This is a genomic window from Streptococcus pseudopneumoniae, from assembly GCF_001074565.1.
Taxonomy (GTDB): domain Bacteria; phylum Bacillota; class Bacilli; order Lactobacillales; family Streptococcaceae; genus Streptococcus; species Streptococcus pseudopneumoniae_J.
Genome location: NZ_JUQX01000016.1, coordinates 1 through 21,328, shown reverse-complemented (window position 1 = coordinate 21,328; position 21,328 = coordinate 1). Strand labels below are relative to the sequence as shown.

General features: G+C 41.1%; 22 protein-coding genes. 3 read left to right on the top strand and 19 right to left on the bottom strand.

What is annotated here, in order from left to right; translation table 11 throughout:
- Window positions 1–78 precede the first annotated feature (78 nt).
- The 18 genes from metK to ADI74_RS01595 form a co-directional block, all read right to left on the bottom strand.
- Window positions 79–1,269, bottom strand: a complete 1,191-nt coding sequence (metK, locus tag ADI74_RS01680; protein WP_049536639.1) for a methionine adenosyltransferase — start codon at window positions 1,267–1,269, stop codon at window positions 79–81.
- 385 nt (window positions 1,270–1,654) lie between these two features.
- On the bottom strand, window positions 1,655–2,998 hold the full coding sequence (locus ADI74_RS01675; protein ID WP_049536637.1) for a DEAD/DEAH box helicase: 1,344 nt from the start codon (window positions 2,996–2,998) through the stop codon (window positions 1,655–1,657).
- A 104-nt stretch (window positions 2,999–3,102) separates the two neighbouring features.
- Window positions 3,103–3,918, bottom strand: coding sequence for an endonuclease/exonuclease/phosphatase family protein (locus ADI74_RS01670; protein ID WP_049536636.1), 816 nt, complete (start codon window positions 3,916–3,918; stop codon window positions 3,103–3,105).
- A 51-nt stretch (window positions 3,919–3,969) separates the two neighbouring features.
- Window positions 3,970–6,156 (bottom strand): PTS transporter subunit IIBC, encoded by a 2,187-nt coding sequence (locus ADI74_RS01665; RefSeq protein ID WP_080980329.1) that lies wholly within the window; start codon window positions 6,154–6,156, stop codon window positions 3,970–3,972.
- Between the two features lie 220 nt (window positions 6,157–6,376).
- On the bottom strand, window positions 6,377–7,303 hold the full coding sequence (gene ftsX / locus ADI74_RS01660) for a permease-like cell division protein FtsX (protein WP_049536633.1): 927 nt from the start codon (window positions 7,301–7,303) through the stop codon (window positions 6,377–6,379).
- Window positions 7,296–7,988 (bottom strand): cell division ATP-binding protein FtsE, encoded by a 693-nt coding sequence (ftsE, locus tag ADI74_RS01655; protein WP_000022274.1) that lies wholly within the window; start codon window positions 7,986–7,988, stop codon window positions 7,296–7,298. Before ftsE ends, ftsX begins: the two co-directional genes overlap by 8 nt.
- A 17-nt stretch (window positions 7,989–8,005) precedes the next feature.
- Window positions 8,006–9,101 (bottom strand): peptide chain release factor 2 gene (gene prfB / locus ADI74_RS01650; RefSeq protein WP_152906299.1). Its coding sequence is split into 2 segments (ribosomal slippage): window positions 8,006–9,028 and window positions 9,030–9,101, totalling 1,095 coding nucleotides; the frame shifts between segments, so codons are not numbered across the junction.
- A 110-nt stretch (window positions 9,102–9,211) separates the two neighbouring features.
- The gene (locus ADI74_RS01645) at window positions 9,212–9,868 is read right to left on the bottom strand and encodes a CBS domain-containing protein (RefSeq protein WP_049536628.1); all 657 of its coding nucleotides are present in this window, start codon (window positions 9,866–9,868) and stop codon (window positions 9,212–9,214) included.
- 386 nt (window positions 9,869–10,254) lie between these two features.
- Entirely contained in the window at window positions 10,255–10,965 is a 711-nt protein-coding gene (locus tag ADI74_RS01640; RefSeq protein WP_033605913.1) for an ABC transporter ATP-binding protein, read from the bottom strand.
- Entirely contained in the window at window positions 10,965–11,729 is a 765-nt protein-coding gene (locus ADI74_RS01635; RefSeq protein ID WP_042902524.1) for an ABC transporter ATP-binding protein, read from the bottom strand. The genes ADI74_RS01640 and ADI74_RS01635 overlap by 1 nt, the downstream gene beginning before the upstream one ends.
- Window positions 11,729–12,685: a branched-chain amino acid ABC transporter permease gene (locus tag ADI74_RS01630; RefSeq protein WP_049536626.1), complete on the bottom strand. Its 957-nt coding sequence runs from the start codon at window positions 12,683–12,685 to the stop codon at window positions 11,729–11,731. The genes ADI74_RS01635 and ADI74_RS01630 overlap by 1 nt, the downstream gene beginning before the upstream one ends.
- Before the next feature lie 3 nt (window positions 12,686–12,688).
- A complete protein-coding gene (locus tag ADI74_RS01625; protein WP_000941418.1) occupies window positions 12,689–13,558 on the bottom strand; it encodes a branched-chain amino acid ABC transporter permease in 870 nt (289 codons plus the stop codon).
- 119 nt (window positions 13,559–13,677) lie between these two features.
- Window positions 13,678–14,838, bottom strand: coding sequence for an ABC transporter substrate-binding protein (locus ADI74_RS01620; RefSeq protein ID WP_049536624.1), 1,161 nt, complete (start codon window positions 14,836–14,838; stop codon window positions 13,678–13,680).
- Window positions 14,839–14,926: 88 nt separating this feature from the next.
- The gene (locus ADI74_RS01615) at window positions 14,927–15,196 is read right to left on the bottom strand and encodes a YlbG family protein (RefSeq protein WP_049536622.1); all 270 of its coding nucleotides are present in this window, start codon (window positions 15,194–15,196) and stop codon (window positions 14,927–14,929) included.
- A 78-nt stretch (window positions 15,197–15,274) separates the two neighbouring features.
- Window positions 15,275–15,865 carry an ATP-dependent Clp protease proteolytic subunit ClpP gene (gene clpP, locus ADI74_RS01610; protein ID WP_000613464.1) on the bottom strand — a complete coding sequence of 197 codons (591 nt, stop codon included), beginning with the start codon at window positions 15,863–15,865 and terminating at the stop codon, window positions 15,275–15,277.
- Window positions 15,866–16,038: 173 nt separating this feature from the next.
- Window positions 16,039–16,668: a uracil phosphoribosyltransferase gene (gene upp, locus ADI74_RS01605; protein ID WP_000515972.1), complete on the bottom strand. Its 630-nt coding sequence runs from the start codon at window positions 16,666–16,668 to the stop codon at window positions 16,039–16,041.
- Between the two features lie 88 nt (window positions 16,669–16,756).
- Window positions 16,757–17,224 carry a deoxycytidylate deaminase gene (locus ADI74_RS01600; protein ID WP_007520369.1) on the bottom strand — a complete coding sequence of 156 codons (468 nt, stop codon included), beginning with the start codon at window positions 17,222–17,224 and terminating at the stop codon, window positions 16,757–16,759.
- An 18-nt stretch (window positions 17,225–17,242) separates the two neighbouring features.
- Window positions 17,243–17,800 (bottom strand): TetR/AcrR family transcriptional regulator, encoded by a 558-nt coding sequence (locus ADI74_RS01595; protein WP_049536620.1) that lies wholly within the window; start codon window positions 17,798–17,800, stop codon window positions 17,243–17,245.
- A 124-nt stretch (window positions 17,801–17,924) separates the two neighbouring features.
- Between ADI74_RS01595 and ADI74_RS01590 the strand changes: the two genes are divergently transcribed.
- The 3 genes from ADI74_RS01590 to ADI74_RS01580 are packed head-to-tail and all read left to right on the top strand — an operon-like array spanning window position 17,925 to window position 20,478.
- Window positions 17,925–18,770 (top strand): DegV family protein, encoded by an 846-nt coding sequence (locus ADI74_RS01590; protein WP_049536618.1) that lies wholly within the window; start codon window positions 17,925–17,927, stop codon window positions 18,768–18,770.
- Between the two features lie 57 nt (window positions 18,771–18,827).
- Window positions 18,828–20,003 (top strand): NAD(P)/FAD-dependent oxidoreductase, encoded by a 1,176-nt coding sequence (locus ADI74_RS01585; RefSeq protein WP_049536617.1) that lies wholly within the window; start codon window positions 18,828–18,830, stop codon window positions 20,001–20,003.
- Window positions 20,004–20,022: 19 nt separating this feature from the next.
- Complete coding sequence (locus ADI74_RS01580) at window positions 20,023–20,478, top strand: 8-oxo-dGTP diphosphatase (protein ID WP_049536615.1); 456 nt, start codon at window positions 20,023–20,025, stop codon at window positions 20,476–20,478.
- A 28-nt stretch (window positions 20,479–20,506) separates the two neighbouring features.
- Here ADI74_RS01580 and ADI74_RS01575 read toward each other — a convergent pair whose 3' ends face one another.
- Entirely contained in the window at window positions 20,507–21,247 is a 741-nt protein-coding gene (locus ADI74_RS01575; RefSeq protein ID WP_049536613.1) for a MerR family transcriptional regulator, read from the bottom strand.
- Between the last annotated feature and the right edge of the window lie 81 nt (window positions 21,248–21,328).

Genomic DNA, 21,328 nt, shown 5'->3' with positions numbered 1-21,328 from the left:
GCAATACAGAACTAAATCCTTTGGATAAATTAATTGTCTAACTTTTTGGGGTCAGTACACCCTACCAATCTTTTATTTTTATTTCACAGCTTCTTTCAAAGCCTCTACCTTGTCCAAACGTTCCCATGGAAGGTCAATATCTGTACGTCCCATGTGTCCATAAGCCGCTGTTTGACGGTAAATTGGACGTTTAAGATCCAGCATTTGGATAATTCCTGCAGGGCGAAGATCAAAGGTTTGACGCGCTGCTTTTTCAAGTTTGCTTTCAGCTACTGTTCCTGTACCGAAAGTATCGATACGAACAGAAACAGGATGTGCCACACCGATGGCATAGGCCAACTGCACTTCTACTTTCTTAGCAAGACCTGCTGCCACGATATTCTTAGCAATGTAGCGAGCTGCATATGACGCAGAACGATCCACCTTAGTCGCATCCTTACCAGAGAAGGCACCGCCACCATGACGAGAATAGCCACCATAAGTATCCACGATGATCTTACGACCAGTCAAACCTGAGTCTCCTTGAGGTCCACCGATTACAAAGCGACCAGTTGGATTGATGAAGAATTTTGTTTGCTCATCCAAGTAAGAGTCTGGAATAACTTCTTTGATAACCTTGTTGATCACATCTTGATGAATTTGTTCATTGCTAACATCTGGGTCATGCTGAGTTGAAATAACGACTGTATCCACACGTACCGGACGGTCATTTTCATCGTACTCAACTGTAACTTGTGATTTGGCATCTGGACGAAGATAACTGATTTCACCAGACTTACGAAGTTCTGCCAAACGACGAACCAACTTGTGGCTGAGTGAGATTGGCAATGGCATGAGTTCTTCTGTCTCATCCACTGCAAATCCAAACATGAGACCTTGGTCACCAGCTCCAATCAAGTCCAGTGGATCTTGATCTGCATTTCCACGAACCTCCAAGGCTTCGTTAACACCTTGGGCGATATCTGGTGACTGCTCAACAAGCGATGGATGAACTCCAACTGTTTCCGCAGAAAAACCATATTCTGCATTCGTATAACCAATCTCTGCAATGGTATCACGAACCACACGGTTGATATCCACATAAGCATTTGTAGAAATTTCACCAAAAACGTGGACAGAACCAGTGTAGACAGCTGTCTCAGCAGCAACGTGCGCCTCTGGATCCTTTGCTAAAATAGCATCCAAAATCGCATCTGAAATTTGGTCTGCAATCTTATCTGGATGCCCCTCAGATACAGATTCAGACGTGAATAATTTACGTTCTGACATAAAAATGTCCCCCCTTAAAAAATATTGTTATAGAGTTACAAAGTACTGGTAGGTATCTCCATTATCTAAGAGTTACGACGCGAAAGAAATAAAAACGATACTTTTTTATTTCTGATGCTAGTAAGGCGCATAGGGTGACCGCCTTATAGCGGCAACCGTAGAATGACGAGCAACTTTGGAGCCGTCATTCTTTGCGAGTTACAAAGTACTGATAAAAAATCCTATCCTCTACGGGTTGCGACTCGAAAGAAAAATAGACCTTTCTACCACCTTATCGGGACTATATAACCTTATCATTATACCACTTTTTACTTTTTTTTGCAGTATTTTTGAAAATTCATAAAACGAAGTTAGAAAAAGGAGCTATGTAGCTCCAATTTTATACTTAAAATGTTTGGCGTTTAGCTTTACGCTCGGCACGGCCACGAGCACGATTTTCAGCACGTTTGGTTTTGCGACGTTTTTCATCCACCGCCCATTGAATCTTCTTCTTATAACCTGGTTTGACTTTTTTCTTTTTCTTTTTAACCAAGCCAATCATTTCAATATCAAGCTTATCCTGCTTCTTTTCACGGTTGGCACGACGATCACGGTCATAGGTATCTTGGAACTCTCCGTCTTTGATCATCTTAGGAATAAACTTGATTCCTAATTTCTCCAACTCACGGATATCCGAGTCATCACTTGGCTGATAAAGGGTAATAGCTGTACCAGGCAAACCATTGCGTCCAGTACGTCCCACACGGTGGACAAAGAAGGACAAGTCTTGCGGAATGGCGTCATTGATGACATGACTAACACCTTCAATATCAATTCCTCGCGCCGCCAAATCCGTTGCGACAATGTACTCAAAATCAAGATTTTTCACCTGATTCATGATTCGCTTGCGCTCGCGAGGAGAAATATCTCCATGAATCTTAGCCACCTTCAAACCTTGGGCTGTTAGGTATGTGTGTAATTCATCCGCGCGCGTCTTGGTATTAACAAAAATCATGGCTAGATATGGTTGCATGGCTTGCGTCAACTCATAAATCTGAGCATTCTTATCTCGTCCCTTGGTCGAAATCAACCAGTTATCAATGGTATCAGAGATGACTGTTTTTGTTTTGATTTTTTCCATAACAGGATTTGACAAATATTTTTTCAAGAATGGCTGCAACTTCTGTGGAATGGTTGCTGAAAAGACCATGAATTGCAAGTCTTTAGGAAGGCTTCCTGCTATCTTATCAACTGTCTCTATGAACCCCATATCTAAGGTCATATCGGCTTCATCGACAACAAAGGTCTTAGCCTTGTGAATAGCCAAATCACCAGATTTGACCAAGTCATAGATACGACCTGGAGTCCCGATGACAATATTTGGCTGATTACTTGCCAATTTATCAATCTGACGAGCCTTATCCGTACCACCAACATAGTTGACCACACGGACTTCGATATCTGAGTGGGCTGCAATCTGACGTGCTGCTTGATAGATTTGAGTAGCTAACTCACGACTTGGAGCCGTAATCACTGCTTGCACACTATCGCTCTTTTCATCCAATTGCTGGAAAATCGGTAGGAGGAAAGTGTGAGTCTTTCCTGAACCTGTTTTTGATTCACCAACCAAGTCACGACCTGCCAAGACAATGGGAATTAACTTATCTTGAACCTCTGTCGGAGTTGTAAAACTCAACTCCTCCAAAGCCTTTTCTATATAGTTTTTAAACTGAAATTTCGTAAATGACATATTATCCTCGATTCTATTCATCTAACCATTATACCATATTTTGAACATTTTCAGTACTTAAGTCCGACTAGCAAAAAATGAAAGGGAACAATCCCTTTCATTTTCTATTTCCAGTTTAAAATGGCATTCAAACCATAGTGGTCACTGACTTGCGGACTATTCTGACCGTCAAAAACCACATGCAAACTTTCTACTTCTAACTCTTTTGTCGTAAAGACGTAGTCGATTCGAAGTGGTTCAGAATTACCTTTCCAACCATCAATTTCTGGTGGTACTGTATAGCTACCACTTCTCTCCTTTGCAACTTCAAAAGCATCTTGTAACTCTAGAGGACTAGCTAGGATAGCTTGATAACCTTCTTGACCAGCTGGGTTATTGAAATCTCCAGCTAGTAAAAGAGGTTTCTTTAAATCCTTCAGTATAGCCTCAAATCGTGCCCACTCTTCTTGGAAACCTTTATCCCACCAAGAGAGATGAACGCTTGCAAGAGCAAGTTCCTTGCCTTTAACCTCTGTCTCAGCCAAGGCAACGCGACGAGTATGGTAGTCCGTTGGATCATCTACATCTGATACTAAAATCTCACGCGCCTTAATAGGTGTTTTGGATAAGATAGCTACGCCTTCATGGTAGCGGTCATAGCCAATATGATTATAAGCCCAAGTCCAGTAGTAGTTTTTACCTTTCTCAGCCAATTTTTCAACCAGAAGTCGGACATAGTGATCCTGATGAATGGGTTCTGCTGATGGTAAAGCTTGATAGAGGTCATTAACCTCCACTTCAGGAGAAGTGATTTCCTGATTGATTTCTTGGAAACAAATCAAATCATAGTCTTTATCAAGAATATCTTGGAGCAAGAGCTGGAATTTTTCTTCTGCTTCTTTCTCCATCCAACTATGGGTATTGAGTGTTAAAAATTTCATGCTTTTCTCCTAAAACAAGAGGTTGGAAAACAGCTTCCAACCTCAAGTATATTACAATTCTACTTTTGCAACTGCTGTTTTCGCTGCAAGAGAACCAGTTTGTTCTAATTTAACAGATTTAATCGCTTCGGCATTTGTGAAGACAACCACTGTTGAAGTTTCACGATCTGCTGCACGGATAGCATCCAAGTCAGCTGTAACAAGAAGATCACCAGCAGCAACCTTTTGTCCTTCAGCTACGTGAACTGTAAATGGTTTTCCTTCAAGACTTACTGTGTCCAAACCGATGTGAACAAGCACTTCAAGACCTGCTTCAGTCACAAGACCGAGAGCATGTTTAGTTGGGAAGACACTTGATACAGTACCAGAAACTGGAGATACGATATTTCCATTTGCTGGTTCTACTGCGAAACCGTCACCCATCATTTTTTGAGCAAAAACAGGATCTTTAACTTCGCTCAATTCAACAACTTGACCGTCAGCTACTGAGTAAACTTCCTCTGTCACACCTTTGTAGTGTACAGTGTTTTGTTGAGCTTCAGTCATTTGGCTTGGAAGGGTTTCAGGAATAATTTCACCTGAGTCAAGAATATCTTGGATATCAGATTTCAATACGTCAGCTTTTGGTCCGTAGATAGCTTGGACACCTTGTCCTTTCATGACAAGACCCATAGCTCCTTCTGCTTTCCATTGTTCCTCAGTACCAACGCGATCTGCATCTTTAACAGTTACACGAAGACGAGTCATACATGCATCCACATCTACGATATTTGCACGACCACCAAGAAGGTTAATGATATTTACGGCTTGAGAAGCTGCTGCAACTTTTGGAGTTCCAGAAGCTGCTTCTTCTGATGATCCTTCAGCTGTTTCGTAGTTTCCGTTACGTCCTGGGGTTGCGTAGTTGAATTTCTTGATCATGAAGTTGGCAATGAAGTACATGATAACCGCAAAGAGAACAGTTACCCAGATAAAGTTAACGATATCCATACCAATACCAGCATTAATTGCCAATGGTGTACGAGTCAAGAATTCAATTGAACCGAATGAGTGGACACGAAGGTGAACAATATCTGCCATAGCAAAGGCAGCACCTTGAACTACTGAATAAACAAGGTAAAGCGGTGTTGCGATGAACATGAACATATACTCGATAGGTTCAGTAACCCCTGTCAAGAATGTTGCAAGGGCTGTCGCAATCATCATACCCTTGTATTGGTGTTTCTTGTCAGCATCAACATTGCGGTAGATAGCAACGATGACACCCATCAAGATACCAAATGAACCGATCATTTGTCCAACTTTGAAACGAGCTGGATGTACTGTATCTAACAAGTGTTGGTATTGACCAGCGTCAGTACCTTTAAGGTTTACAAGGTCTGTTACCCATGCAAGCCAAAGTGGATCTTGACCAAATACTTGGCTACCTTTTGCTGCACCAGTTAAGACTTCATAAGTACCACCAAGAGCTGTGTAGTTCATTGGGATAGTCAACATGTGGTGAAGACCAAATGGCAAGAGCAAACGCTCCAAAGTACCATACAAGAATGGTGCTAGAATTGGTGCAGTTTCTTGAGAGTTTGCAATCCAGATACCAAAGCTATTGATACCTGTTTGAACAAGTGGCCAGAAAATTGAAAGAACAATTGCAGCAATTACTGAACGAACAATAACTACAAACGGTACAAAACGTTTTCCGTTAAAGAATGAAAGTGCATCAGGAAGCTTACGGAAGTTATAGTATTTGTTAAAGGCAGTTGCCCCTATAAAACCAGAAATAATCCCTACGAAAACACCCATGTTAAGTGCTGGAGCTTCCATAACACTGATAAAGTAATCAGAAACTTTGATTGACCCACCCAATAGTGTTGAAACCATAGCATTTGGATCTTTTAGCATATCGCCAGATACGCCAAAGATTGTACCTGTGATACGGTTGATAAGGATAAAGGCAAGACCAGCAGCAAAAGCACCACCAGCGCGTTCTTTAGCCCAGCTTCCTCCGATAGCAAGGGCGAACAAGATATGAAGGTTAACGATAACTCCCCAACCGATTTGCTCTAGTACACCACCAGTAATTACAAGTGGTGAAAAGTTAGGGTTAATCATCACTAGCGACTTACCGATTGAAATCATCAATCCAGCCGCTGGCATAACAGCGATAACCACCATCAAAGCCTTACCGAATTTTTGCCAAAACTCGAAAGACAAGACATTTTTGAATGTAGCTTTCATCATTCAAATCTCCTTTATTTTATTTTAGGCAAACGTTTTACGAAAACGTTTGCACCAACTTATATACTAATTATACCACTTTTTATTTTTTTGTAAAGGCTTTTATAGAAAAAAATTCTCATTTTTCTTAAATTTTTATACAAAAAAGAGAAGTTCTTTAAAACTTCTCTTTTAAACTGTCTGGATATTTCCACTAAGCTATGCAATTTGCATTGATATCCAATTAAATTTTCAAGAATCGACGCATTGAAATTCCTGATCCGATTGATCCAATGAAGATTCCGATGACAAACAAGAGAACTGTCATCAAAGGAATAAATAGATCTGGCGTAATCATGGATAGGTTTTGACCAACCAAGGATTTATTGACAGACTGGTAAACCATATTATAGATAAAGAATACTAGGACTGAAGGAATCGCTGCTCCAAATAAACCAATGAAGGCACCTTCCAACAAGAATGGACCACGGATGTAACTATTCTTAGCTCCTACCAGACGCATGATCTGAATTTCACGGCTACGCGAAATAATGGTGATACGAATGGTATTGGAAATCAAGAAGACCGCGATGAAAATCAAGAGTCCTGCAATAACCAATCCCCACACACGGATGAAGGAAGCTAGTTCAAAGAGTCGTTGAGTGTTGGCTCCACCATCTTGAACTTCTGAAACTCCCTCGATTTTCTTAGCTTCTTCAGCTACTTTCTTTACATCACTCGGAGAGTTGGTATCTACGATATAGGCATCATAGAGTGGGTTGGCATCCCCTTCAAAGACCTTCCAGTCATCCCCCATCGTTTCAGTCAATTTTTGGTATTGCTCCTCTTTACTTGAGAAGGTAACGCTTTTTACAGCTGGCATAGCTTTCAAAGCATCATAGACCTTGTGATAGTCATTGTTGGTAACTGTCTGACCTTCTTTTTCAATCGTTTCACTGTTATCTGCCACATCCTTACGAATGTAAACCATAACACGAACGTTGTTTTCAATATCGGTAGCCAGTTTAGCTGTGTTAAAAATTACGGATGCAAACAGGGCAACGAGCGTCAAGGTAATCATAACCGAGCTCACTGCTGCTACTGTCATCCAGCCATTTCGCTTTAAACTTTTTAGTGATTCAAATAAATGGCGAAAAAATCTACTAATCATCGTATCCATATTCTCCTTTTGCTTCGTCACGAACGACACGGCCATTTTCAATGGCAATGACACGGTGGCGCAAGGTATTTACAATCTGACTATTATGGGTAGCCATCAATACTGTAGTACCTTGGAGATTGATGCGTTCCAACAGATTCATAATTTCCCAAGAATTATCTGGGTCCAAGTTTCCTGTCGGTTCATCGGCAATCAAGACTTTCGGATTGTTGACAATCGCGCGAGCAATGGCAATCCGTTGTTGCTCTCCACCTGAAAGTTCATTAGGGAATGAACGAACCTTGTGTTTCAAACCAACTAGGTCCAAAACTTCCATCACACGTTTTTTAATGGTACGGCGGTTCTCACCGATTACTTCCATTGCATAGGCAATATTTTCATAAACGGTTTTCTTTGGCAAGAGTTTGTAGTCCTGAAAGACAACTCCAACACTACGACGAAGAAGAGGAATATCTTTCTTCTTGATTTTAACCAAATTAAAACCTGCAACTGTTAAACTACCTTTTTCAATCTTTACTTCTCGATATAAAGCTCGAATAAAGGTGGACTTCCCTGCTCCAGAAGGTCCTACAATGTAGGCAAATTCTCCCGGTTCAATAGTGACAGACACACCACGCAAGGCAGTCGTCCCGTTGTCATACTTTTTGACAACATCTCGCATTTCAATGATTGACATGTGAGTTCCTTTCTATCTTAGCTGATTCTCCATTTGAGATAGGCATCGATGAAACCATCTAAATCTCCATCTATAACCTTATCTACTTGGGCAACTTCAAAGCTCGTACGGTGATCTTTCACCATGGTATAAGGTGTGAAGACATAAGAACGGATCTGACTTCCCCAAGTGATTTCTTTTTTCTCACCTTTGAGGGAATCGACTTCTGCTGCTTTCTTTTCTTGCTCCATTTGATAGAGCTTAGCCTGCAACATCTTCATAGCACGATCTCTATTTCCATACTGGGTACGATCGACTGTCGATTGAACGACTGTCCCCGTAGGAATGTGCGTCAAACGCACACCAGTTGAAACTTTATTGACGTTCTGTCCACCAGCACCACCTGAACGGAAGGTATCCATCTTGATATCGTCGTCACGAATCTCCACTTCAATGGTATCATCTAACTCAGGCATAACCTCGACGGATGTAAAAGAGGTATGGCGACGTTTGGCAGAGTCAAATGGTGAGATACGAACCAAACGGTGAACACCCATTTCTGACTTGAGTAGGCCATAAGCATTTGGACCTTCAAAGGACAAGGTCACCGACTTGATACCTGCTTCATCACCAGCCTGGTAATCCAATACCTCTACTTTAAAACCTTTAGCATTTCCATAACGAGTATACATACGGAGCAACATATCGCCCCAGTCCTGAGCCTCAGTCCCGCCTGAACCTGGATGGATTTCCAAAATTGCATTATTATGGTCATAAGGTTCTGACAAGAGAAGCGTCATTTCGTAACTGGTCATCATCTTATCCAACTCGGTTAGTTGCTCTACCAGTTCATCTTGGACTGACTCGTCTTCTGCTAAAAAGTCCAATAAAATTTCAACTTCATCCTGCAACTCCTCCATTTTACGGAAGGTGTTGTAGGTGTTTTTTAATTCATTTAATTCTTGCGACGTTTTTTGGGCCGCAATATTATCGTTCCAAAAATCAGGTTCTGTCATCTTGTTCTCCAAGATGGCAATCTCTTCCTCTAAGCCTTCGAGGTCAAAGAGACCCCCTGAAAGAAGCTAATTTTTCACGATTTGCATCAATTTTTTGACGAATTTCTGAAATGTCCATAGATACTCCTTTTCATATCGTTTTATTATACCATAATCTCTTATTTCTTTCCATATTTTGCTTTTTTATGCTTTTATTGCCCAACAAACAGAGGCTTTGAAGCCTCTGTTTCAAAGGATTTTTGCAGAGGTTCGAGCAATCTCCTCCACTTGAATTCCTTCTCTTTCAAATTTTTCTCTTAAGGAATCTAGGTCAATCATTCCATCAATTTGAACCTCAATGACAACTTTACCATCCTTACGAGGGATATTAACTGTGTGAGAAATATTCAAATTTTCCTCGGCAATCAAGGACACGATTTTTCCTAAAACTCCGACCTCGTTTTCCGTAATAAAACGAACACGAATCCCTTCTTCTCCATAACCAGCGATTTCCAAAAAGGCTTGGAAGACATCGCGGTCCGTAATCACTCCATATACCTGCTGGTTATCAACAACTGGTAAAATGCCAATCTTATTTTTCAGCATCAGATAGGTCGCATCTTCTAGACTTGCATAGCCAGAAACTGTCACGACATCTCGAATCATGACGTCTTTGACTTTGGTCTTATTGAGAAGATAATTCATCTCGTAGATAGAAAGACTGGTTGCTTTAGATGGACTTGCCTCTGCGATAGTCCCTTCTGTAACAAGACCAACCAATTGATCATTTTCGATAACAGGTAAACGGTGCAAGCCTTGCTCGCGCATCAAATCTGCTGCGTGCGCTACAGTCGTATCAGGACTGATATAAACTACCTTGCGTGTCATAAAATCTTTAACTGCCATGAGACTTCTCCTTCTCTATTTCTACTTTCATTATACACTTTCTTAGAAAATCTATCAAACGCTTTCATCTCTTTTTCAAGATTTTGATTCTTTTACAAAAAAGAGCTCTAATTTAGAGCCCTGTGAATGAGGGATTAGCAATCCTCATTCGGTTTTATTTCATCACTTAGGAAATTGCTACGCAATCTCTATCCGCCGACTAAAAGGTCCCCCGGACTATAGGGAAATTGCTTATGCAATCTCCATCCGCAACCTAAACTAGTCTCCCAGACTAGAGGAGAATTGCTTACGCAATCCTTATCTGCCGACTAAAAAGGTCCCCCGGACTATAGGGGAATTGCTTCCGCAACTCTCATCCACCGACTAAAACAATCCACTGGATTGTTTTAGCCACCTAGATATGCTTTTCTGACTTCTTCTGATGAGGCGAGTTCTCTTCCTGTTCCTGATAGGACAATCTTTCCTGTTTCAAGGACATAACCACGGTCAGAGATAGCGAGGGCCTTGTTAGCGTTCTGTTCAATTAGAAGAACTGTTGTTCCTTGCTTCTGAATATCTTGAATGATATCAAAAATTTCTTGTATAAAGATAGGGGCAAGTCCCATTGACGGCTCATCCAAGAGGAGGAGCTTAGGTGTAGACATGAGAGCGCGTCCCATAGCCAGCATCTGCTGTTCACCGCCTGAAAGAGTTGCCGCATCTTGGTTTTTGCGTTCTTCCAGACGAGGGAAACGTGAAAAGACTTTTTTCAAGTTGGCTTGATTTTCTTCACGATTTTTCTTTAAAAAGGCTCCCATTTCTAAGTTTTCCATAACAGTCAATCCTGGGAAAACATGGCGTCCCTCAGGAACTTGTGAAAGACCACCTGCCACGATTTTTTGAGCTGGCAACTTTTGAATTTCTTTTCCTAAAAACTGAATTTTACCAGCACTTGGACGAACCAAACCTGAAAGGGTACGAAGAATGGTTGTTTTACCAGCACCATTGGCACCTATCAAGGAAACAACTTCACCTTCATTAACCTCGAAACTTACATCACGAACTGCTTGGATCATACCGTAATGCACAGAGAGGTTTTCAACTTTTAACATAGACATTAGGCTTCACCTCCTAGATAAGCTTCGATAACGCGTTTGTTGTTCTTGATCTCATCCGGAGTCCCATGAGCAATCAAACGACCATATTCAAGAACATAGATACGCTCAGTGACTTCCATAACCAAATTCATGTCATGTTCAATGAGCATGATGGTAATTTTAAATTCATCTTTGATACGACGGATTAGTTCTGTCAATTCAGCTGTTTCTTGTGGATTCATCCCAGCTGCCGGTTCATCCAAAAAGAGGATTTTAGGTTCGGTTGCCAGAGCACGAACGATTTCTAATCGACGTTGTTGACCATAGGCCAGATTCTTGGCAAGAGTATTTGCGTCACCATCCAAATCAAAAATTTTCAGCAAGTCCAAAGCTTTGCTTTTTAATTCTTCCTCGTTTTTATAGAAAGCTGGTAGGCGTAGAAAGCTTGCAAGGACATGTTGTTTATGATGATTACTAAATGCAATCAAAACATTTTCCAAAACTGTCAAGTCCTTGAACAAACGAATATTTTGGAAAGTACGACTGAGACCAAGTGAGGCAATCTTATAGGGAGTTTTCCCATTTAGGAGATGTCCATCTAGTGTCACAGTACCTTCGCTTGGTTCATAAACGCCGGTCAAGAGATTGAAAAGGGTTGTTTTACCAGCCCCGTTTGGTCCAATCAGACCAACCAATTCTCCCTCGTTCAATTCAAGAGTGACATCTCCAACAGCTGTTAGACCGCCAAAATGTTTGGTTAACTGTTTAACTTCAAGTAATGCCATTAGTTTTGTCCCTCCTTCTTAGATTTTTTAAAGAAACGTGATAGACTCAATTCCCATGTCCCAAGAAGTCCACCTGGTCTGAAAATCATGACCAATACAAGAGCCAAAGCGTAGATGATCATACGTACGCTTGCTACATCCTGAAGGAGCATATTTAAAATTCCTAAAACAATCGCTGAAACGATGGTACCAGTAATAGATCCAAGTCCACCAAATACAACGATAATCAACACGTTGATGGAATTAATAAAAGTGTAATCTTTTGGGACAACAGAACCGATAAAACCGGCCTGAAGTGAACCAGCAATACTTGCTGTAATGGCACCAAAGACAAAAGCGATAATCTTGATCTTTGTAGTGTTTACCCCAACGGATTCAGCAGCAATCTCATCCTCACGAACAGAGAGAGTAGACCGTCCAATCGGACTACGTAAAAAGTTGAGAGTTGCAATAGTTGTGATCACCACAAATAGATAAACCATCTGCCAGGTGGTAAAGTTTGGAATACCCAAGATACCAGCGGCACCGTTGGTCAAACTTCCACCATTAATAATAAAGATACGAATGATTTCTGAAACACCTAGTGTCGCAACAGCCAGGTAGTCACCCTTCAAACGGAGTGTTGGAATCCCAACGAGCAAAGCAACTGCACCAGAAATCAAGGCTCCTATCAACATAGCTCCAAAGAATGCACCATAGGTTGGTGATTTTGAGCCAATAATCGCCGCAGCATAAGCCCCAATCGCCATAAAACCTGCATGACCGAGTGAGAATTGTCCTGAAAAACCGACAATTAAGTTCAAACCTACTGCAAGGATGATATTAATCCCAATTTGTTCTAAAATTTGGACATGGAATAGATTGAGAACACCGGCAGAAACCAGTACACTGATCAGCCCATAACCTGCTAACAGAAGGAATAACCAGAGAATATTTACTTTAAGATTTGTCTTCATTGTTTATACCTTCTCTTTCACATTCTTACCAAGGATACCTGCAGGTCGAACAATCAGAATCAAAAGCAAGATACCATATACGATAGCATCACGGAAATCAGACATACCGAAGGCAGTAGCAAATGTTTCCAACAAGCCAATCACAAATCCCCCTAGAGCTGCACCAGGAATAATCCCGATACCACCCAGTACGGCCGCAACGAATGATTTCAGACCTGGAGTCACACCCATCAACGGTTCAAGAGAGTTGTAGTAAAGGGCAATGAGGACACCTGCCGCTCCAGCAAGGGCTGAACCCAAAGCAAAGGTAAAACTGATTGTACGATTTACATTAATTCCCATCAATTGCGCTGCGTCACTATCAACTGATACAGCACGCATCGCTTTCCCCATTTTTGTTTTTTGAACAATCACCTGCAATAAAATCATCAGGAGTAAGGAAACTGCTAAAATCATTAACTGAACATTTGTTAAGCTGATTGGTCCTAAATCATAGCGAACTGTTTGAATGGCTTGAGGAAAGGCACGAGTATTGGCACCGACCAAGTAAACCATCCCGTATTCCAGTAGGAAAGACACTCCGATAGCTGTAATCAAAACAGCAATACGTGTAGAGTGTCGCAAAGGACGGTAGGCAAGAAATTCAATCACAACACCAAGCAGTGCGGTTCCTACCATTGAAATAATCAAAGCTAAAAAGAAATTCATTTGGAAAGAATTAATCAAAAAGTAACCAATAAAGGCTCCCATCATATAAATATCACCGTGGGCGAAGTTGATGAGTTTGATAATTCCATAAACCATGGTGTAACCCAGGGCCAAAAGTGCATAAACACTACCCAGAATTAAACCATTCACAAGTTGTTGGAGCATAGCATTCACTCTTTTCTATCCTTATTTTTTAGAAAATTTCTCAATTTTCACAAGTTCATAAACACCGAAACAGGGAGTGAGTCAAAGGCTCATTCCCCATTTCAAGTACTATTCTAATGTTATGGTTTTACAACTTCTGCTTCTTCAACTTTACCATTGTTCATGGTCATCATGTAAGCAGTTTTCACTGTATTGTGGTCAGCATCAAAGCTTGTTTGACCAGTTACACCATCAAAATCTTTGGTTTTAGCAAGGTTGTCCTTGATTTCACCTGAGTTTTTAGCACCTTTTGCAGCATTCGCTACTAGGTAAACTGAGTCATAGGCTAAAGCTGAGAATGTTGAAGGCTCTTCGTTGTATTTAGCACGGTATGCTTCAAGGAAAGCTTTAGCTTTTGGAGAAACATCAACGGTAGTTGAGAATCCAGAGATGAAGTAAATGTTTGATGCTCTTTCAGCAGTTGCTTGTTGAACAAATTCTTCACCGTTAAATCCATCACCACCAACGATTGGTTTATCAATTCCCATACCACGAGCTTGGTTTACAATTTTACCAGCTTCTGTGTAGTAACCTGGAACAACGATAGCGTCAAACCCTTTCCCTTTCATTTTAGTAAGGGCTGCTTGGAAGTCAGTATCACCTGCTACAAAAGTTTCATCTGCTACAATCTCACCCTTGTAGGCTTCGCGGAAAGATTTAGCAATACCTTTAGCATAGTCACTAGCGTTGTCAGTATAAAGAACAACCTTCTTAGCATTCAACTTGTTTGTTACATAGTTAGAAATGATCTTCCCTTGGAAGCTATCTTGGAATGTTCCGATAAATAGGTAATCTTGACCTTTAGTCAAACCGTCTTGAGTAGCACTTGGTGAAATCAATGGCACTCCAGCTTTAGTAGCGTTAGCTACAGCTGCAGCAGTTGCACCAGATGTCGCAGGTCCTACAATAGCTGCTACTTTTGATTGGGTAACAAGGTTTGTTGTAACAGAAGCTGCTTCAGCAGTTTCTGACTTGTTGTCTTTGTCTACAACTTCGATTTGTTTTCCATCGATTCCACCTGCAGCGTTGATTTCGTCTACAGCAAGTTGGGCACCTTTTTGTTCAGCTGTACCGTAAGCAGCTACAGCACCTGTCTCTTCAAAGTTAAAACCGATTTTGATGGTTTTTTCGTCTACTGGATTTCCAGTTGTGTTTGACGCTCCTGACTTAACTTCTCCACATGCAGCAAGAAGGGCCACACTAGCAAGAGCCACAAAAGATAGGGCAAATTTTTTCTTCATTTTTAATCTCCTTATAGTTGTTTCAAAAAACAGTATGTTAAGAATATACCGAATTATCAGAAAATTGTCAATACATTTATTTAATTTTTTAAATGATAACGTTTTCTTCGTTACGATAGAGATTGCCAACAAAGGGAGTCTCTAACTCTTGAATATGACAAGGCCTTACCTTTTTGATAAATCGTTCCTTAGCTAATTTCTCAACCAAGCTTTCTAGATTCTCAGTCGGAACATAAAGTTGCAGGTAGCGATGCTTTTTAGAATGATAGAAAATGTCTCCATATTCCTGTAGTTTTTTCGCATCTCTATTATAGTAGAGATAGATGATTAATCCTGATCGATTTGTTTTTTCAAACATGAGGAAGCCTCTTTCTAAGAAATCTTATCCTATTATATCAAAAAAAGCAAACTCCGTCGAGTTTGCTTTCATGCATTATTAGCTCAAAGAATTGTTAGCCATGATTTCATCAATGAAACCATATTCAAGCGTTTCTTGGGCACTCATCCAGTAATCACGTTCCGCATCTGCATGAATTTGCTCAACTGATTTACCAGAGTTATCTGCAAGGATTTTTTCCAAGGTCTTACGGGTTTTAAGCAAGTGTTCTGCAGCAATTGCCATATCTGTTTGTTGGGTACCACCACCTGTTCCCCCCATTGGTTGGTGAATCATGTATTCTGCATTTGGAAGCATGAAGCGTTTGCCTTTTGCTCCACTTGATGCAATAACAGTTCCCATAGATGCAGCCATTCCCATCACGATGGTTTGGACATCTGCCTTGATAAAGTTCATAGTATCAACGATTGCCAAACCAGCAGACACAGAACCTCCAGGTGTGTTGACATAAAGGTAAATATCTTTTGTGCTGTCTTGGGCATCCAAGAAGAGCAACTGGGCAATAACGGAGTTGGCCATATTGTCTTCGACTGGACCTGTCAGCATGATGATGCGGTCTTTCAAAAGACGAGAGTAAATATCATAGGAACGTTCTCCACGGCTTGTTTGTTCAATAACTACAGGAATCATTCATTTCTCCTTTTAATGTTGAATTTTCTTAGTCTTACGACTCAATACAGAACTATTATATCTTTTTGGTCAAAAAAGGTCAAATTTTTGCTCTATTCTCTAAACAGAAACAAAAACTCAACCTCCTTTCAAGTCAAAAACGAACTTCTAGTTTCAATATTTACCTTGGGATTTTATTTAGTACCAAACAAGCGGTCTCCAGCATCTCCAAGACCTGGAACGATATAACCGTGTTCGTTCAAGCGTTCATCCAAAGCCGCAGTAAAGATTTCTACATCAGGGTGAGCTTCTTGGAGGGCTTTCACTCCTTCTGGAGCAGATACTAGGCAGACAAACTTGATATTTGAAGCGCCACGTTTTTTAAGCGAATCTACAGCCAAGATTGCTGAGCCACCTGTTGCAAGCATTGGGTCAACGACAAAGATTTGACGTTGGTCAATATCTTCAGGCAATTTCACTAAGTATTCAACTGGTTGAAGGGTTTCTTCATCACGGTACATACCGATGTGTCCAACTTTTGCTGCTGGAACCAGATTCAAGAGACCATCTACCATCCCGATACCTGCACGCAAGATTGGGACAATCGCCAATTTTTTACCAGCCAATTGTTTTTGAACGGTCTTTGTGATAGGTGTTTCGATTTCCACGTCTTCAAGTGGAAGATCACGAAGTACTTCATATCCCATCAACATTGCAATCTCGTCTACTAGTTCACGAAAAGCCTTTGTGGAAGTGTCTGTACGACGCAAGATTGACAATTTGTGTTGAATGAGTGGATGATTAATGACTTCAATTTTTCCCATTTTCTGAATTCCTTCTTTCAATTTATTCTTCTTATTATATCAAAAAACGGTTTAAAAAGCTTTCTAAACCATTTATTTTTATTATTTTTTAAATCAAATCTGCTTCTTGAAGAGCTGTCTGAACAGTCTCAAGCGGTAAATGTGTCAACTCGGTCCCTTTTTCTTGATAGAGGTATTTGGCATAGTCATCCATACGATACTGGTTGATATAAACTACACGTTTGCAACCGACTTGTAAGAGTTGTTTTGTACAGTTCAGACAAGGGAAATGGGTCACATAAGCTGTGAATCCTTTGGGAACCCCACGTTCGGCTCCTTGTAAGATGGCATTGACCTCGGCATGAAGGGTTCGGACGCAGTGTCCTTCAATGACAAGACATTCGTGGTCAATACAGTGCTCCGTTCCTGATACAGAACCATTGTAACCTGTTGAAATGACCTTATTATCCTTGACTAGGACTGCTCCCACCTTGGCACGTTTGCAGGTCGAACGATTGGCAATTAGTAAGGCCTGGGCTGCAAAGTACTCATCCCAAGCCAGTCTTTTTTCTGTCATAATTTTTCTCCTTGTCCTCTATTTTTTGAAAAATGGCAAGCGTAAATCTGCAATCCTTTCTGCTGGAACCTTCATGCCATCCTTGATCCATTTGAGCAAAACCGATACGATGGCAGAACTCCAAAAGGAATGAAGGTAGCTGCTGACACCTTTTGATTTTCCGTGGTATTTTTCCAGAAATTCCTGCATAGCTTGGACGAAAATCTTTTCCAAGTGGTAGTCCAGAGCAAGTTGGATGACCTTAGCTTCTTTCTTAGCTGCGCGGAAAAGGTGAACCCAGACCAGGTAAAGGTCTGTTTTGACATCGTAATGGCTCAACTGTTCCATGATGTTATGAACACTGCGTTTAAAGACGCTTTCCAAAATTTCTTCTTTAGAATCATAATTGCGATAGAAGGCGGCACGAGAGACACCCGCCCGCTTGACCAACTCTGAAATACTGATCTTAGCCAAGTCTTTTTTTTCCAGAAGTTGCAAAAGAGCCGTTTCGATTGCTTCTCTGGTTAAAAAATTGGATTCTTGATTTGATTTTCTGAGATTTTCAAGAGATTTTTCAGATATTTTACGTTCAGGCATAACAATTTCTTTCTACTTGTGACAACAGAGAGGTGGTACTTTTGTTTCAAGGGCTTTCATGATATAATTGTAAAAAAAGACAGAACCTTTGTCAATGTATAAGTGACAAAGATGGAGAATTTCTATGACTTGGAAGATTGTAGCTGACTCTGGTTGTGATTATCGTCAACTGCCTACTCTTGCTATCGATACTGAATTTGTGAGTGTTCCTTTAACCATTCAAGTAGCTGATCAGGTCTTTATCGATGATGCCAATCTCGACATTAACCACATGATGGAAACCATGTATGCGACTTCTGAGGCTTCAAAATCAGCCTGTCCTAGCCCTGATGATTACTTGCGAGCATTTGAAGGAGCCAAGCATATCTTTGTCGTTACTATCACTGGTGCTCTTTCTGGCAGTCATAATAGTGCGCAGCTCGCTAAGAATATCTACCTTGAAGAACATCCTGACACTCAGATTCATGTTATCGATAGTTTATCTGCGGGTGGGGAAGTTGACTTGATTGTCGAAAAAATCAATGAATTGATTGATCAAGGACTTTCTTATGAGGAGATTGTTGAAGCTATCACAGCCTACCAAGAAAAAACCAAGTTGCTCTTTGTCCTCGCTAAGGTCGATAACTTGGTAAAGAATGGTCGTTTAAGCAAGCTTATCGGTACAGTTGTTGGTCTTCTCAACATCCGTATGGTCGGAGAAGCGAGTAATACTGGAACCCTAGAACTGCTCCAAAAGGCTCGTGGACCAAAAAAATCCCTTCAAGCAGCCTATGAAGAACTCATCAAGGCTGGCTATGCTGGTGGTCGTATCGTCATGGCTCATCGCAGCAATGAAAAATTCTGTCAGCAATTGTCAGAACGCATGCTGGAAAACTTCCCACAAGCGGATATCAAAATTATCCCAACGTCTGGTCTCTGCAGTTTCTATGCAGAAGATGGCGGTTTGTTGATGGGATATGAAATTAACTAAGATTATGAGCAACAAGAGATGCCAAGCATCTCTTGTTTTTTGTGGTACAATAGAGCTATGAAACATTTTGATACTATTGTCATCGGTGGAGGGCCTGCTGGCATGATGGCTACCATTTCCAGTAGCTTTTATGGTCAGAAAACTCTTCTCATCGAAAAAAATCGCAAACTTGGAAAAAAATTAGCTGGAACGGGCGGTGGTCGTTGCAATGTAACCAACAATGGAACTTTAGATGACCTATTAGCTGGCATCCCTGGAAATGGGCGCTTTCTTTACAGTGTCTTCTCCCAGTTTGATAACCATGATATCATTAACTTTTTTACGGATAATGGAGTCAAACTTAAGGTCGAGGACCACGGACGCGTCTTTCCATCTAGCGACAAATCTCGGACCATTATCGAGGCCTTGGAAAAGAAAATCACTGAACTCGGTGGTCAAGTTGCTACTCAAACGGAGATTGTTTCGGTTAAAAAGATAGACGACCAGTTTGTCCTCAAGTCCGCAGACCAAAGCTTCACTTGCGATAAACTCATTGTCACAACTGGTGGAAAATCCTATCCTTCCACTGGTTCAACTGGTTTTGGACACGAGATTGCCCGCCATTTTAAGCACACCATTACCGAGCTTGAAGCTGCTGAGAGCCCATTGTTGACAGATTTTCCGCATAAGGCCTTGCAGGGGATTTCCCTAGACGATGTGACCCTAGGCTATGGTAAGCATGTCATCACCCACGATCTGCTCTTTACCCACTTTGGTTTGTCAGGACCTGCTGCCCTACGCATGTCTAGTTTTGTCAAGGGTGGGGAAGTTCTCTCACTGGATGTTTTGCCTCAACTTTCTGAGAAAGACTTGGCTGCATTTCTAGAAAAAAATCGGGAAAAATCCTTGAAAAATGCTTTAAAAACCTTGTTGCCAGAACGCTTGGCAGAATTTTTTGTTCAAGAATATCCTGACAAAGTTAAACAGCTAACTGAAAAGGAACGCGAACAACTTCTCCAGTCCATCAAAGCCCTCAAAATTCCTGTGACTGGCAAAATGTCCCTTGCTAAGTCCTTTGTCACCAAAGGCGGTGTCAGTCTCAAAGAAATAAATCCTAAAACTCTGGAAAGCAAACTCGTTCCTGGCCTCCACTTTGCTGGCGAGGTACTGGATATCAATGCCCACACAGGCGGCTTTAACATTACTTCTGCCCTCTGTACTGGCTGGGTGGCAGGAAGTCTGCATTATGATTAAAGATCAAAGGTTGTGAAAAATGAACAGAAGAGAAACAGTCGAATTTGTCAACATGTGTATGATTCAAAACGGAGACAAGGTTCTGGTTCAAGATCGAGTTAGTCCCGACTGGCCTGGTATTACTTTTCCTGGCGGGCATGTTGAACGTGGAGAATCCTTTGTCGATGCCGTCATTCGTGAAGTGAAGGAAGAAACTGGTCTGACCATTTCCAAACCCCAACTCTGTGGTATTAAAGACTGGTATGACGAGAAGGATTACCGTTACGTCGTTCTATTTTACAAGACCGAACACTTTACTGGTGAACTCCAGTCTTCAGACGAAGGAAAGGTATGGTGGGAAGATTATAAAAATCTCTCTCAACTAAAACTTGCCACCGATGATATGTCAGATATGCTTCGTGTATTTGTAGAGGAGGATCTCAGTGAATTCTTTTACTACAAAAACGGTGACGACTGGCTTTATGATTTGAAGTAAAAAATAGGCTAGGAAATTCCTAGCCTATTTATTCTGCATTTGTCTGAACGTAAGCCGCAATGACATCTGACGTGTACTGAGCTGTTCCAGAACCAAACTTGTCAATGTTTTCCTTAAACTCTGGGTTGTAGGCGTAACCTTTACCGATATGACCGAATACCTCAATAGAGCAGTCAAATCCATAAGTTCGGATAGCTTGTAAGAGCTTGCCAGCTTCTTCTTGGTTTTCGGCTGCTGTTACTGGCAGACTAGCTTGAAGATTTTGTGCCAAAGTTTGAAAGACTTGGTTAAAGGCGGCCGTAGACTCATCTTCACGACCTTTTTGGCGTTCGAGGGCTTGATCCATGACTTCTTGCCCATATTTCTCTACCGCTTCTTGGTGGTATTTTTGGTTGTCTTGATAGCTAAATCCAGTGAATTTTTCCTCAATGGTCATTTTTCTTTCTCCTTTTTGTTCTTGAATGGTCTTTTGCAAGGTGGAAATCAAGGTATCTAGATGTTGCCTTTCTCGAGTCAAATAGTCCAACTGCCTGGTCAAATGGGGCAATAAATCTGTCCTTTCTTCCTTTAACAGCTCTGCTATTTTTTCTAAAGAAAATCCTAGATACTTGTAATACAGAATGACCTGAAGGCGTTCCAAATCCTCCTGACTGTAGGTTCGATAGCCGTTTTCCGACTTTAAGGGGACCAAGAGTCCTATCTTATCGTAGTGGTGCAGGGTCTTGACAGAGACACCTGAAAGCTGCGCAGCTTCTTTTATATGGTACATGATTTCCTCCTTATACTCAATGAAAATCAAAGAGCAAACTAGGAAGCTAGCCGCAGGCTGTACTTGAGTACGGTAAGGCGA